This window comes from Vannielia litorea (assembly GCF_900142295.1).
Lineage (GTDB): Bacteria > Pseudomonadota > Alphaproteobacteria > Rhodobacterales > Rhodobacteraceae > Vannielia > Vannielia litorea.
On the sequence record NZ_FSRL01000002.1, the window covers coordinates 332036 to 345094 of the forward strand.

12 protein-coding genes are annotated in these 13059 nt (G+C 67.6%); 4 read left to right on the forward strand and 8 right to left on the reverse strand.

What is annotated here, in order from left to right; translation table 11 throughout:
• Both BUR94_RS19575 and fliP read left to right on the forward strand, forming a co-directional pair.
• Positions 1-276: a FliM/FliN family flagellar motor switch protein gene (locus tag BUR94_RS19575; RefSeq protein WP_074258111.1), complete on the forward strand. Its 276-nt coding sequence runs from the start codon at positions 1-3 to the stop codon at positions 274-276.
• A gap of 5 nt (positions 277-281) precedes the next feature.
• Positions 282-1010, forward strand: coding sequence for a flagellar type III secretion system pore protein FliP (gene fliP, locus BUR94_RS19580; RefSeq protein ID WP_074258112.1), 729 nt, complete (start codon positions 282-284; stop codon positions 1008-1010).
• A 263-nt stretch (positions 1011-1273) separates the two neighbouring features.
• Here fliP and BUR94_RS19585 read toward each other — a convergent pair whose 3' ends face one another.
• From BUR94_RS19585 to BUR94_RS19610, 6 genes are all read right to left on the reverse strand, one after another.
• A complete protein-coding gene (locus BUR94_RS19585) occupies positions 1274-2377 on the reverse strand; it encodes a flagellar basal body P-ring protein FlgI (RefSeq protein ID WP_074258113.1) in 1104 nt (367 codons plus the stop codon).
• A complete protein-coding gene (locus BUR94_RS19590; RefSeq protein ID WP_074258114.1) occupies positions 2377-3384 on the reverse strand; it encodes a flagellin in 1008 nt (335 codons plus the stop codon). Before BUR94_RS19590 ends, BUR94_RS19585 begins: the two co-directional genes overlap by 1 nt.
• Before the next feature lie 13 nt (positions 3385-3397).
• On the reverse strand, positions 3398-4843 hold the full coding sequence (gene flgK, locus BUR94_RS19595; protein WP_074258115.1) for a flagellar hook-associated protein FlgK: 1446 nt from the start codon (positions 4841-4843) through the stop codon (positions 3398-3400).
• Between the two features lie 36 nt (positions 4844-4879).
• Positions 4880-6184, reverse strand: a complete 1305-nt coding sequence (locus BUR94_RS19600; protein ID WP_074258116.1) for a flagellar hook protein FlgE — start codon at positions 6182-6184, stop codon at positions 4880-4882.
• Positions 6185-6296: 112 nt separating this feature from the next.
• A complete protein-coding gene (locus BUR94_RS19605) occupies positions 6297-7148 on the reverse strand; it encodes a flagellar motor protein MotB (RefSeq protein ID WP_074258117.1) in 852 nt (283 codons plus the stop codon).
• A 94-nt stretch (positions 7149-7242) separates the two neighbouring features.
• On the reverse strand, positions 7243-8628 hold the full coding sequence (locus BUR94_RS19610) for a phosphohexomutase domain-containing protein (protein ID WP_074258118.1): 1386 nt from the start codon (positions 8626-8628) through the stop codon (positions 7243-7245).
• 157 nt (positions 8629-8785) lie between these two features.
• On the opposite strand from BUR94_RS19610, the gene BUR94_RS19615 reads away from it, so the two are divergent.
• Together BUR94_RS19615 and BUR94_RS19620 are read left to right on the forward strand one after the other, a co-directional pair.
• Positions 8786-9808, forward strand: a complete 1023-nt coding sequence (locus tag BUR94_RS19615) for an aspartate-semialdehyde dehydrogenase (protein WP_074258119.1) — start codon at positions 8786-8788, stop codon at positions 9806-9808.
• 190 nt (positions 9809-9998) lie between these two features.
• Positions 9999-11654 carry a mucoidy inhibitor MuiA family protein gene (locus tag BUR94_RS19620; RefSeq protein ID WP_074258120.1) on the forward strand — a complete coding sequence of 552 codons (1656 nt, stop codon included), beginning with the start codon at positions 9999-10001 and terminating at the stop codon, positions 11652-11654.
• A 67-nt stretch (positions 11655-11721) separates the two neighbouring features.
• On the opposite strand, the gene BUR94_RS19625 is transcribed toward BUR94_RS19620, so the two are convergent.
• Together BUR94_RS19625 and BUR94_RS19630 are read right to left on the reverse strand one after the other, a co-directional pair.
• The gene (locus BUR94_RS19625) at positions 11722-12177 is read right to left on the reverse strand and encodes a hypothetical protein (protein ID WP_175570507.1); all 456 of its coding nucleotides are present in this window, start codon (positions 12175-12177) and stop codon (positions 11722-11724) included.
• Positions 12178-12246: 69 nt separating this feature from the next.
• Positions 12247-12900: a carbonic anhydrase gene (locus tag BUR94_RS19630; RefSeq protein ID WP_074258122.1), complete on the reverse strand. Its 654-nt coding sequence runs from the start codon at positions 12898-12900 to the stop codon at positions 12247-12249.
• Positions 12901-13059: the final 159 nt, after the last annotated feature.

Genomic DNA, 13059 nt, shown 5'->3' on the forward strand with positions numbered 1-13059 from the left:
ATGACCGAAGAGGCACAATCCGCAGGCAACCCGTTCAGCCAGGTTCCGGTGGAGATCACCGTCGCGGTGGGCAAGGCCCGGCCGCGGGTCTCCGAACTGCTGAAGCTCGGGCCCGACGCGGTCTTGCCGCTCGACCGGCGGGTCGAGGACCCGGTGGAGCTTTACGTGGGCGACAAGCTCATCGCGCGGGGCGAGCTGACCGAGGCCGAAGACGGCCAGCCGGGCCAGCTGGCCGTGCGGCTGACCGAGGTGGCTGACCTCAAGGGCGGGCTGTGAGCCCGATGTTGCGTGCCGCCGGCCTTGCCCTCGTGGTCGCAACCCTGGCGGCGCCACTCGCCGCGCAGGACATCACGATAGACCTGGGGGACGGCGCAGGCGGATTCACCAGCCACACGATCGGGCTCTTCGCGCTCATCACCATCCTGAGCCTCGTGCCCGGAATCGCGGTGATGGTCACCTGTTTTCCGTTCATCGTGACCGTGCTCTCGATCCTGCGCCAGGCCATCGGCCTGCAGCAGTCGCCGCCCAACATGCTGATCGTCTCGCTGGCACTGTTCCTCACCTGGTTCATCATGGACCCGGTGTTCCAGGAGGCCTGGCGCACGGGCGTTCGCCCGCTGCTCGATGCGCAGCTCCCGCTCGAGGAGGCCCTGGCCAACACGATGGCACCGTTCCGGCTGTTCATGGCGGCGCGGGTGGATCCTGAGACGTTGCGCACATTGGGCGAGGTGCGGCCCGGTGCGGTTGCAGGGCCCGCGCCGGGGGAGGCGCCCTTGTCGCTGCTCGTTCCCTCGTTCTTGCTGAGCGAGGTCGAGCGCGCCTTTCAGATCGGGTTCCTGATCTTCCTGCCCTTCCTCATCATCGACCTGGTGGTCGCGGCGGTCCTCATGTCGATGGGGATGATGATGGTGCCGCCGGCGATCGTCGCGCTGCCCTTCAAACTGGCCTTCTTCGTGGTCGCCGACGGCTGGGCGCTGATCTCGGGCGCGTTGATCCGAAGCTACTTCTGACCGGAGACAACGGCGGGACGCAAGGCGACAGATGAGTGCCGCCCGCTGAGCGTGAGCGTTGACCGAAGCGCCGCGGCTGCTGGCGCGCCCTTCCTGCCTGAAGGCGAACCTGCCGTGGATGCGAAGCGGCGGCGCAGCGGGAGGCGAGGGCCGGGCGTGGCTTTGGCAAGCGGAGCGCTGGCACCGCGGCCGGAAAAGGGGCGCTGCGGCTTCGGGCCGCGAGCGAAGCCTGCCCCGAGTGCACCGATCCTCGGGCCCTCGGATCACCGGACAATGAAGTCGGCGTGGAGCGCCCCTGCGGCCTTGATGCTCTTGAGGATGTCGATCATGTCGCGCGGCGAGACCCCCAGGGCATTGAGGCCGGCCACGACCTCGGAGAGCGAAGTGCCCTCGGCGACCTCGGCCAGACCGATGCCAGGCTCTTCGTTGATCTCGGCAGTGGTGTTGGGCAGCACCACGGTTTCGCCGGGGGCGAAGGGGTTGGGCTGCACGGCGATCGGCTTTTCCTCGATCCGGATCGTCAGGTTGCCCTGGCTCACCGCGACCCGGCTGATGCGCACGTCCTCGCCCATCACGATCGTGCCCGAGCGCTGGTCGACCACGACCATGGCGCGGCGCTGGGGCTCTACGGCGATGTTCTCGATCCGGCTCACCATATGGGCCGGCGAGCGCGTGCCACTGCCCGACAGGGTGATCTGCACGGTGCCGGCATCGAGCATGCGGGCGACGGGGGCACCGAAAGCAGCGTTGATCGCCGTCTCGATCCGGTTCGCGGTCGTGAAATCCTGCGTGCGCAGCGCCAGCCGCATGCTGCGCAACTGGGTGAAGTCGAAGGGCACCTCGCGCTCGACCCGGGCGCCGGAGGGGACGGTGCCGGCGGTGGGCACGCCCTGGGTGACCGTGGCGCCATCGCCCTCGGCCGTCGCGCCGCCCGCGATGATGGTGCCCTGCGCCACCGCGTAGATCTGGCCGTCGGCAGCGGTGAGCGGGGTCATCACCAGGGTTCCGCCGAGCAGGCTCTTGGCGTCGCCGATGGCCGAGACGGTAACGTCGATCTGGCTGCCCGCGCGGGCGAAGGGCGGCAGGGTGGCCGTGACGAAGACGGCCGCCACGTTCTTTGGGCGGAACTGTTCGCCGGTGACGTTGACGCCGAGGCGCTCAAGCATGTTCTGCATGATCTCCTCGGTAAAGGGCGCGTTGCGCAACCCGTCGCCCGAGCCGTTGAGCCCGACGACCAGGCCGTAGCCGACGAGATCGTTGCCGCGCACCCCGTCGAACTCGACGAGATCCTTGATGCGGACGGGCGTGGCAGAGGCAGCACCGGCGAGGGCAAGCGCGAGAAGGCAGGCGAGGAGGGTGCGAAACATCAGAGGTAATTCACCAGGCTCAAGGACTGCATTCGGGCAGTCACCGCGTAGATGGTTTCGAGCTGCAACTGAACCTGTTGCAGGCGCGAGGCGGTTTCGTAGGGATCCACTTCGAGCAGGCCGGAGCGGGTGACGGTGAGAGCGGAGGTCTCGGCGGCGCGTGCGGTGTCGGCCTCCTCGATCAGCGCCTCGACGGTGCCGAGCCGGGCCTGGAGCCGGGTCAGGCCGGACTCGCCCTCGATCAGGATCTCGCCGGCGTTCCGGAGCAGCTCGGCGCGTGCGGCATCATCGCCGGCCAGGGCGCCTTCGCCGACCAGCCCGGCCAGGGCGATGCCCTTCAGCGTGGCGCGCAGCTCGGGGTCGAATGCAGTGAAGCCGAGGTCGGCCGAAACCTCCTGCCCGATGTCGACAGGGTCGAGCGGGGTTGTGGAGCCGAGGTAGACGGTGCTCTCGAAGCCGCCGCCCGTGTCGAACCAGGCATCGACGGCCGCCATCAGGCTGGCCACGTCGGTGGCGACCGCGGTTGCGGCGGTGAGCCCTGCCATCAGGGTGGCGGCATCGGCCACCGCAGGGCCGCTGACCGCCTCGCCGGCAAACACGCTGCGGCCGCCGAACTCGGTGTTCAGGGCGGCGAGCACGGGCTGGAGCCGCGCGGCGGTATCCTTCGCAGCGGTGCCGATCAGCTCGGGCTGGGCCGCCTGGCTGGCGTTGAGAAGGTTGGAGGCGGATTCGGCCCCGAAGGCGGAGATGGTCTGGTAGGCGTGCTGCATTACCGAGGCGAAGCTGGCGGCCTCGGTGCTGGCGGTCCGGAAGGCGCTGTTGCGGGCGAGGCTCATCTCGATGCTGGTGATCGGGGCGAAATCGCCCTTCACCGCCTCGGCAATGCTCGACTTCCGGCCCGACGCCATTTCCTGCGTCAGGCGCGTCAGCTCCGACTTGGCGTCGTGGTTGGAGCGGTTCATCGAGTGCAGGCGGGCGAGGTCGCCGAAGCCCAGTTGTCTCAGCATGTGGTCAGCCCTTTCAGATGGCCATGATCCGCTGGATCATCTCGTCGATCGTCTGAAGGACCTTGGCGTTGGCGGCATAGGCCTGCTCGACGATCAGCAGCTGTTGCAGTTCGCGGTCGGTATCCACGCCGCCGGCCAGTTCGGCGCCGAGGAGCGTGTCGTAGCGCGCCATCTGGTAGCCAAGCTCGACCTCGCCGCTCTGCCGCCGGGCGGCGAGGCCGGAGAGGAAGTCGGCGGCATGGCCGGAGGCGGAACGGGACAGGCCGGTGGCGGCGGCGGAGGGGGAACTGCGGCTCTCGTTCAGGCGGTCGGCGACGGCCTGCAGCAGCGAGGCGTTGCCGACCGGGCCGGTCACCGCGGCACCGAGCCCGTCACGCAGGCGCCAGCTGTCGCCGCCGCGATCCGGGTCGGCGAGGATGTTGAACTCGAGCCGGGCGGACAGGCCCTCCTCATCGGTGGAGACAAAGGCCGCGCCGCCGTCGGTGAAGAGGCCCGCATCGCCCGGGGCGAGCGTGGTGTCGAGCGCGGGATCCTGGAAGCGCTCGACGAGGTCGCGGGCCATCATGTCGAGCCCGGCCTGAGCTTCGACGGCGATCTCGTCGCGCTGGGCGAAGAGGGCGTGGAGCGTACCGCCCGCAAAGGGGGCGTTGTCGCCATCGGTGCGGACCGGATTGCCGTTGAGGGTGAGGCCGGAGAGGGCGCCCGAGGCGAGTGTCATGTCGGGGGTGATGAGGTTCACGGGCGTGAAGCCGATGGTGGCGGCGGTGCCCTCGAGCAGGATGCCGCCGGTGGGCGTGAAGAGCGCCACCTTGCCGCCCTCCCGTTGGACCTGCCGGAGCGGAACGATCTCGGAAACACTGTCGATGAGCACCTGGCGCTGATCTTGCAGGGCGGCCGCATCCTGCCCATTGGAACCGGAGTTGAAGATCAGCGCGTTCAGCTCGGCGATCTGCTGGAGCGAGCTGTTGAGCCGGGTCACCTCGCGGGCGATCTGCTGATCGACTTCGAGCCGCAGGTCCTGGAGGCCGTCGGAGATGCTCTCGAAGCGGTCGGCGAGGGCCACGCCGGCCCGCGCGACGGTATCGAGCCGGGCGGGCACGTCGGGCCGGCTGGAGGCCTCGATCAGTGCCCCTTCGAAGCGGGCGTAGGCGGCTGTCAGGGAGCTGGCCTCGTCGGGCGCGCCGAGCAGGCCCTCGATCCGGAGCAGGGCCTGGGCACGGGTGTCGGCCTCGCCGGCGGCGGCCTGGGCGAGCCGCCGGTCGCCGATGATGCGCTCGTTGACGTTGCGCTGGACCGTCCCGACCTCGACGCCGCCCAGCGGCCGGACGGAGAGGGCCACGCTGCGCCGCCCGTAGCCCTCGGTCAGCGCGTTGGCGATGTTGGAGCTGATGACATCGGTCTGGCGCCTGGTGGCGTTCAGCCCCGAGAGCGCGGCCGACATGGAAGCGGAGAGGGTCATGGGAGGCCTCCTGGGTTAGCCTTGGCCGAGAGCGCCTCAGCGTTTGATGTTGGTGGTTTCCTGCAGCATCTCGTCGACGGTCTGGATGACCTTGGCGTTGGAGGAATAGGCGCGCTGGGTCTGGATCAGCGCGGTCAGCTCTCCGGCGACATCGGTGGCGCTCTCCTCGAGCGCGTAACTGAGGATGTCGCCCGTGGGGCCATCGGCGGCGTCCCAGAGGAAGAAGGAGCCGGAGGCGTTGGAGGTCTGGTAGGTCTGGTTGTCGAGCGCAAGCAGCCCGTTGGGGTTGGGCAGGTCGACCAGAGGGATCTGGTAGATGGTGCGGGTGATGCCGATGTCGAAGGCGGCGTAGAGGAAGCCGTTGGCATCGACCTCGACCGAGACCATGTTGCCCACGGGCGAGCCGTCCTTGCTGATGGAGGTGGGCGCGAAACTGTCGGAGAGCTGGGTCATCAGGTTGCCCGAGCCGATGGCGCCGATGTTGATGTCGATCGGGCCGCCATCGACGGTGATGGTGAAAATGCCGGTCACGCCGTCGTAGGCGCCGCCCGCGCCGGTCAGCGTGACCGACTGGATGGTGCCGCCGGAGCCGCGGCTGTCATCGAACACGAGCTGGTATTCGCCCACCACGGCACCGCCCGAGGCGCTGTCTGTGATCGACATGTCCCAGGTGTTGGACGAGCCGGAACCGGGGATCTGGGGTGTGAAGGTGATGGTGAGCGACTCGGAGGTGCCGAGGTTGTCGAAATATTCGATCGACAGGTCGAGCGGGTCGCCCGAGGCGTCGAAATCGGTTTCGGTTGCGGGGAGGTTCATGCCGAGCTGCATGTTCTCCGTCGGTTCGCCGGCGAACTGGTTCACGTTGATCTGGATCGGCTCGAGGCCATCGGCGGTGTCGCGCGCGTAGTTGGGGATGGAGCCATCGGAATCGGCGGGCCAGCCCATGAGCACGAGGCCCGACTCCGTGACCAGGTAGCCATCGGCATTGGTGCGGAAGGAGCCTGTGGTGGCCAGATACATCGGCCGGTCGCCAGTGAGGTTGTTCAGCGAGGCCTCGGTGGTGACGGGCAGGAAGCCGCGGCCGCGCACCGCGAGGTCGGTGGGGTTCTCGGTCGACAGGAGGGCGCCGGGCTGGTCGATGAAGCGCGTGGTGGTCACCCGCACGCCACCGGCAGAGTAGGTGCCGCGCCCGGAGGTGATGACCATGGCGTGAAAGTCGGCCACGGCGCGCTTGTAGCCATTGGTGGCGCTGTTGGCGATGTTATCGGAGATCGTTGCCAGCCGGCTGGCGTTTGCCGCCAGGCCGGCCACGCCCGCATTGAGCGAGGAAGAAATGGTCATGAGAAGCGCCTTTCTGCTGCTTGGGAGCTTGCTTGCAGGCACTATGGGGGTGCGTCCTTAAGGGAGGGCTAACATATAAAATACCAGCGGTTTTGCCGCATTCGCGCCGCAATCAGATGTCGGTGCGCAGCAGGATGAACTCGAGCCGGTTGTTGCGGATCGACATGGGATTGCCCTCGCTCGGCTTGCGGTCGGCGAAGCCCGACACCCGTTGCAGGCGCTGCTCCTCCAGCCCGGCTTCGACCAGCAGGCGATGGCCGGCCGCCGCGCGATCGGCCGAGAGACGCCAGACCGGGTTGTTGGCCCGCACCACCGGCTCGGAGGCGGTGTGGCCATTGACCGCGACCGGGTTGGCGGCGAGGTCGAAGACGCGGGCCAGCATGGCGGTGATCTCGGTCATGATGCGGGTGGGCCTGTCGGTGCCCGGCTCGAAGAGGGGCACGCCCTCGATGTCGAAGACCTCGACGATCAGCCCCTCGTCGGTGACCTTGGTGACGATGTGGCGCAGCGCCTCGCTGGCCGACATGCTCTCGCCCGACATGGCCATGAGCGCCTGCTCGATATCGGTCAGATCGACCGATTGGGTGAGGCTCTCCTCGAGCGCCGCGCCGTCCCGATCGCCCTCCTCGCCGGAGGCCTGGCTCTCCTCGGTGGGGTTGACCTCGGTCGCGCCGGTGCCGGTTTGGGGCAGGGTCTCTTCGGTAAAGACGGAATCGCCGCCGAAGGCGCCCTCGCCCCCGCCCGACACGCGGGAGAGCGGGACGTTGGGGTTGAAATAGTCGGCGATGCCCTTGCGCTGCTTCTCGGTGGTGGCGTTGAGCAGCCACATCAGCAGGAAGAAGGCCATCATCGCGGTCACGAAATCGGCATAGGCCACCTTCCAGGCGCCACCGTGGTGCCCGTCGGCGGCGATGATCTTCTTCTTCTTGATGATGATCGGACGAACATCGTTGGCAGCAGACATACCGCGCCCCTCGCTTTGATACCTGTCTTCACCCGGTCACCGGCTTAGCAGCGGCGGGTGAAGCGGGGCTTAACAGGTAAAATCCGAAGCGGAATCAGGCGGGCTGGCCGGTGTCGCGGATCAGGGCGGAAATCTCGGCGACCTTGTCGTCGAGCAGGGCACGGTCGCCGCGGGTTTCCACGTTCAGGCGCAGGACCGGCTCGGTGTTGGACGAGCGCAGGTTGACCCGCCAGTCGGCAAACTCGAGCGACAGCCCGTCGAGGCGGCTTTCGTCGACCACGCCCGGATCGCCCGCATAGGCGGCCTCGAAGGCAGCCTTGGCGGCCTCGGCATCCTTGAGGCGGAAGTTGATCTCGCCCGATGACGGATAGGCCGCGCGCATCTGCGCCACCATCTCGGAGAGCGGCTTGCCCTCGGTGCCCATCAGCGCGGCGATCATGAGCCAGGGGATCATGCCGCTGTCGCAATAGAAGAAATCGCGGAAGTAGTGATGGGCCGAGATCTCGCCGCCGTAGATGCCGTCTTCGGCGCGCATCAGCCGCTTGATCAGCGAGTGGCCGGAGGGCGAGGGCACGGCCACGCCGCCGGCCTCGGCGATCACCTCGCGGGCGTTGAAGGCCACGCGGGTGTCATGGACGATCTTGGCACCGGGATGCGCGGCCAGAAAACTCTTGGCCAGAAGCGCCACCACGAACTCGCCCTCGACAAAGTTGCCGGCCTCGTCGCAGAGGAAACAGCGGTCGAAATCGCCATCCCAGGCCACGCCCATGTCGGCACCGGCGGCCTTGACCCGGTCGGCCGTGGCAGGCTGGTTCTCGGGGAGGAGCGGGTTGGGGATGCCGTTGGGAAAGGTCGCATCGGGCGTGTGGTGCATGCGCTCGAAGGTGAGCGGGGCACCGGCCGAAGAGAGCCTGGCGGCGATGGCATCGAAGGTCGGGCCGGCCACGCCGTTGCCTGCATTGACCAGAATTTTCAGCGGCTTCAGCGCCGACAGGTCAAGAAAGCTGACGATCTTGTCGGCATAGGCATCGCGGGTGTCGGCCTCGGTGCGGGTGCCGGGCCTGGCGGCGTCGGGCAGGTCGGAGCCGGCGCAGAGCTGCTTGAGCTGTTCCATCTCGCCATCGGCGGTGAGCGGGCGGGAGCCCTCGCCCACCATCTTGATGCCGTTGTAGTCGATCGGGTTGTGCGAGGCGGTCACCATCAGGCCGCCATCGGCGCCGAGGTGGGAGGTGGCAAAGTAGACCTCCTCTGTGCCGACAAGGCCGATGTCTGTCACATCCACGCCCCCGGCGATCAGACCCTCGGTCAGCGCCGCGGTGATCTCGGGCGAGGAGGGGCGGATGTCGCGCCCGATGACGGCGGTCTTGCAGCCCATCACCTCGGCAAAGGCCCGGCCGATCTTGCGGGCGAGGGCCACATCGAGGTTGACGCCGATCTGGCCGCGGATGTCGTAGGCCTTGAATGCGGAAAGATCGGTCATGGGGACTCCGGTGCTGGTTCGGTCGTGCTGCGGTTGCGAAGGGATCGTAGGCAGCACGCGGGAATTGGCAACCCCGGTGCTTCACGCGCGGCTTTGCCCTTTAAACGCGCGCATAAACCCTATATGGCCCCGCATCGTGCAACCAAAGGAGACCCTTATGGGCTATCGCGTCGTCGTCGCCGGCGCCACGGGCAATGTGGGCCGCGAAATGCTGAACATCCTGGCCGAGCGCCAGTTCCCCGTTGACGAGATTGTCGCGCTTGCGAGCCGCAAATCTCTCGGCACAGAGGTTTCGTTCGGCGACAAGACCCTGAAGACCAAGGATCTCGACACCTTCGATTTCGCCGGCTGGGACATTGCGCTCTTCGCCATCGGGTCGGATGCGACCAAGACCTATGCTCCCGCCGCGGCCAAGGCCGGCTGCCTGGTGATCGACAACTCCTCGCTCTACCGCTACGACCCGGAGATCCCGCTGATCGTGCCGGAGGTGAACGCCGACGCCATCGAGGGCTACAAGAACAAGATGATCATCGCCAACCCCAACTGCTCCACGGCGCAGATGGTGGTGGCGCTGAAGCCGCTGCACGACCGCGCGAAGATCAAGCGGGTGGTGGTGAGCACCTACCAGTCGGTCTCGGGCGCCGGCAAGGACGGCATGGACGAGCTCTGGGACCAGACCAAGGGCATGTATGTGCCGGGCCAGGAGAGGGCGCCTTCGAAGTTCCAGAAGCAGATCGCCTTCAACGTGATCCCGCAGATCGACGTTTTCATGGAAGACGGGTCGACCAAGGAAGAGTGGAAGATGGTCGTGGAGACCAAGAAGATCATCGACCCCTCGATCAAGGTCACCGCGACCTGCGTGCGGGTGCCGGTTTTCGTGGGCCATTCCGAAGCGGTCAACGTCGAGACCGAGGAGTTCCTGGATGAGGACGAAGCCCGCGACATCCTGCGCGAGGCGCCGGGGATCCTCGTCGTCGACAAGCGCGAACCGGGTGGCTACACCACGCCGGTGGAATGTGTGGGCGATTTTGCCACCTTCATCAGCCGCATCCGTCAGGACTCGACGGTGGAGAACGGCCTGAACTTCTGGTGCGTGAGCGACAACCTGCGCAAGGGCGCGGCGCTGAACGCGGTACAGATCGCCGAGCTCTACGGCCAGCGGATCCTGAAAAAGGGCTAAGGCGGCGCGCCGTGACGGCGCAGCCTTCCAACACCTAAAAATTTTTTGAGGGCCGGTCCAAGGATCGGCCCTTGGCTTGCGTCCTACCTCGTGAACGGCGCCCGAAAGCGCCGGGAAACGCAACTTGCTTTCACGCAGCCGGAGGCAGAGACTCCGGGCCGAAGGCATTTGAAAACGAGGTTCTTTACGCATGAAGACGTTGCTTTGGGCCACGGCCCTGACCACCCTGCCCGTAGCACTGATGGCGGCCGACTTTCAGGCCGCCGCGCCGGTGACGGGGGCGACCGTCTATCCCCAGGGCGCCACGGTGACCCGCACGGTGCGGGCCGAGGTGCCTGCGGGCGCGCACCGGCTGCTGTTTCCGGTTCGGCAGGGGATGATGAATTACGGGCCGCCGCGCATTCTGGCCTCGGGCGGGATTGCGCTGGGGGCGACCCAGTTGCTGACCGGCTATGTGACCGACGCCGAAACCGTCTACTCCCCGGCGCAGGCCGAGGGGCGCGCGCGGGTCGAGGCGGCGGAAGACGCGGTGACGGCCAAGGCCGACGAGATCGCCAGCGCGCAGGTGGCGCTGGACGCGGCCAACGCGCGGCTGGAGTTTCTGGGCTCGGTGAAGGGCGGCGCGCTGGATGCGATCGACCCCGAGGCGCTGCGCGCGGCGGCGGGGTTGATCGGCTCGGAGACGGCGGCGGCCCAGCTCGAGAAGCAGCAGACCCAGGAGGCGCTGCGCGGGCTCGCCGAGGAGATGGCCGACCTGAAGACGGCGCTGGCGCAGGCGCAATCCGACCTGGCGCGCCTCACACCGCCGGCCGGCCCGATCGACATGCTGGCGGTTTCGCTCGAACTCGACGCGCCGCAGGAGGTGGTGCTGGAGGTGGTCTACCTCGACGGCGCGGCGGCCTGGCGGCCGGACTATGACCTGCGGCTGACCCGAGGCGAGGATGCGTCGGTCGCCATCGACCGCAAGGCGGTGGTGCAGCAGTATACCGGCGAGCTCTGGGACGGGATAGAGCTTGTGCTCTCGACCGCCGACCCCTTTGCCGGGATCGTGCCGACGGAGCCGGTGCCCAACCTCGCCCAGATGGGGGCCGCCGCCTACAAGGGCCGCGCCTCGGCGGGAGCCTCCTACGACACCGCCAGCGTGGCGCGGGAGTCCGAGGTGATGGAAGAGCCGATGGTCGAGGTGGCGACCCCGATCGTCGCCGGGCTGAAGGTGGAGGGCCTTGCGGTGACCTACGACTATCCGCGCAGGGTGACTCTGGCCCCGGACGGCGGCGAGGGTCTGCAACTGGCGCTCGACACGGTGACGCTGGAGGCCGAGGAGAAAATCATCGCTTCGCCACGCACCGACCAGACGGCCTTTCTGCTGGCAGAGCTGCGCAACACGCTGCCGGAGCCGATCCTGCCGGGTGAGGCCTCTGTCTACCGTGACGGGGTGTTCGTGGGCCGCAACTCGGTGCCGCTCATTCCGGCGGGGGCGGAGGAGAAGCTCTCCTTCGGGCCGCTCGAAGCGGTGCGGCTGGAATGGAAGCTGCTGAACAACGACACCGGCGACAAGGGGATCGTCAGCCGCTCGAACACCCGCGAGCAGGCGATGGAGTTCACGGTAGAGAACCTGAGCGACGAGGCGGTGGAGCTGACCGCGCTTTACGCGCTGCCTTATTCGGAGCAGGAGGATCTCGAGGTGGACGTTACCGCGCGCCCGTCACCCACCCGTGAGGACTGGGAGAAGAAGCGGGGCGTGGGCGAGTGGGACATGAGCCTCGCGCCGGGCGAGAAGAAGCTGGTGCGGATCGACGTGACGCTGGACTGGCCTAGCGGGTCCGACCTGTTCTGGTACCCGTAAGCGGAGATCTGAAGGCCGGAGGGGCCGGGGCAGATCTGCCTCGGCCCCCCGGTTTGCGGGGCGGCGCTCAGGCGGCGCGCCTTTCAGCGCCGGTCTGTGCTGCCTTCTCGCGCTGTTCCATCGGGCGGCCGGGGAAGTGGCTGGCGAACTTGATCGTCAGATCCTCGCGGCTCACGCCGAGACGGGTCAGCGGGACCAACGGCTTTTCCTCCGGCCAGGTGCAGAGGATCAGCGGGGGCTGGCCGGTGCGCCCATTCTCGCCCGGGGCGCGGAGCACGTAGCCGAGCTTGCGCAACCGGGCCTGCAAGCCGGGCCAGGTGACGGAATCCTCGATGGCCTGGGCCAGGGCGCGGCGCTTGTCGACCACGGCGGGCGGCACCTTGGGTGCCTCGCCGAGCTGGGAGAGGATGGCTTGCCGAAGAAACTCGGCAAGGGTCTGGTCCGCCGCGCGGGCTGCGCGATTGGCCTTGTTGAGGAGCTTCAGGGGCATCCGGAGGGTGAGGTTCATGGCGGGCTGTTTCATGGCCCGCACATTGCCCCCAAGCCGGTTAATGCCCGGTTTATCGCGCAGCGAAATCGTGGCGTCGACGTGTCAGACCGGCTCGAAGCCCTTGGCCTGGGGGTTGTAGCCCTCGAGCGCGCCTTCGCGGATGTCGAACCACAGCCCGTGCAGGCTGAGCTCCTCGGCCTCGATGGCGCTCTGGACGAAGGGAAAGCCGATCAGGTTGCTCAGCGATTCGACAACCGCCTCGCGTTCCAGCGCCCGCTTCTGCTCGTCGGGGTCGGTCATGTCCTTCACCCGCTCGTAGCCGGGGCGGAGGATATCGAGCCAGCGCCCGATGAAGCTGCTCTTCTCTTCGAGTTCCGGCATCTTGCCTGCGCACATGTCGAGGCAGCCCGCGACGCCGCCGCAGTTGGAATGGCCCACCACGATCAGATGCGCGACCTTGAGCACGGTCACGGCATATTCGATGGCCGCGGAGGTGCCGTGGGGGTCGCCGTCGGGCTCGTAGGGCGGCACGAGGTTTGCGATGTTGCGGTGCAGGAAGATGTCGCCGGTCTGGGCGCCGAACATCTCGTTCACGTTCACCCGGCTGTCGCAGCAGGCGATCACCATCATCGGCGGTCGCTGGCCCTCGTCGGCGAGCCGGCGATACCAGCTCTTGTTCTCTTCGTAGCTTGTTGCCTTCCATCCCTGGTAGCGCCCGACGAGATAAGCCGGCAGCGGTTTGACGAGCCGTTCCATGGCAGTGCCCCTCCTGACGTTTGGGGTTTCTAAACCACATCCCGGCGACGGGGAAAAGGGAAACGCCGGGTGCAAGGCGCGGCACGGCGAGGCGGAGGCGGCCAAGGGACGGGCCGATTGACCGCCGTTCGATGCAAATTGAGGCGATGCAGCACGCGC

Bases quoted from the DNA above. Each gene is read 5' to 3' on its own strand.
- BUR94_RS19575 (WP_074258111.1), top strand. From the start codon at position 1: ATGACCGAAGAGGCACAATCCGCAGGCAACCCGTTCAGCCAGGTTCCG.
- fliP (WP_074258112.1), top strand. From the start codon at position 282: ATGTTGCGTGCCGCCGGCCTTGCCCTCGTGGTCGCAACCCTGGCGGCG.
- BUR94_RS19585 (WP_074258113.1), bottom strand. From the start codon at position 2,377: ATGTTTCGCACCCTCCTCGCCTGCCTTCTCGCGCTTGCCCTCGCCGGT.
- BUR94_RS19590 (WP_074258114.1), bottom strand. From the start codon at position 3,384: ATGCTGAGACAACTGGGCTTCGGCGACCTCGCCCGCCTGCACTCGATG.
- flgK (WP_074258115.1), bottom strand. From the start codon at position 4,843: ATGACCCTCTCCGCTTCCATGTCGGCCGCGCTCTCGGGGCTGAACGCC.
- BUR94_RS19600 (WP_074258116.1), bottom strand. From the start codon at position 6,184: ATGACCATTTCTTCCTCGCTCAATGCGGGCGTGGCCGGCCTGGCGGCA.
- BUR94_RS19605 (WP_074258117.1), bottom strand. From the start codon at position 7,148: ATGTCTGCTGCCAACGATGTTCGTCCGATCATCATCAAGAAGAAGAAG.
- BUR94_RS19610 (WP_074258118.1), bottom strand. From the start codon at position 8,628: ATGACCGATCTTTCCGCATTCAAGGCCTACGACATCCGCGGCCAGATC.
- BUR94_RS19615 (WP_074258119.1), top strand. From the start codon at position 8,786: ATGGGCTATCGCGTCGTCGTCGCCGGCGCCACGGGCAATGTGGGCCGC.
- BUR94_RS19620 (WP_074258120.1), top strand. From the start codon at position 9,999: ATGAAGACGTTGCTTTGGGCCACGGCCCTGACCACCCTGCCCGTAGCA.
- BUR94_RS19625 (WP_175570507.1), bottom strand. From the start codon at position 12,177: ATGAAACAGCCCGCCATGAACCTCACCCTCCGGATGCCCCTGAAGCTC.
- BUR94_RS19630 (WP_074258122.1), bottom strand. From the start codon at position 12,900: ATGGAACGGCTCGTCAAACCGCTGCCGGCTTATCTCGTCGGGCGCTAC.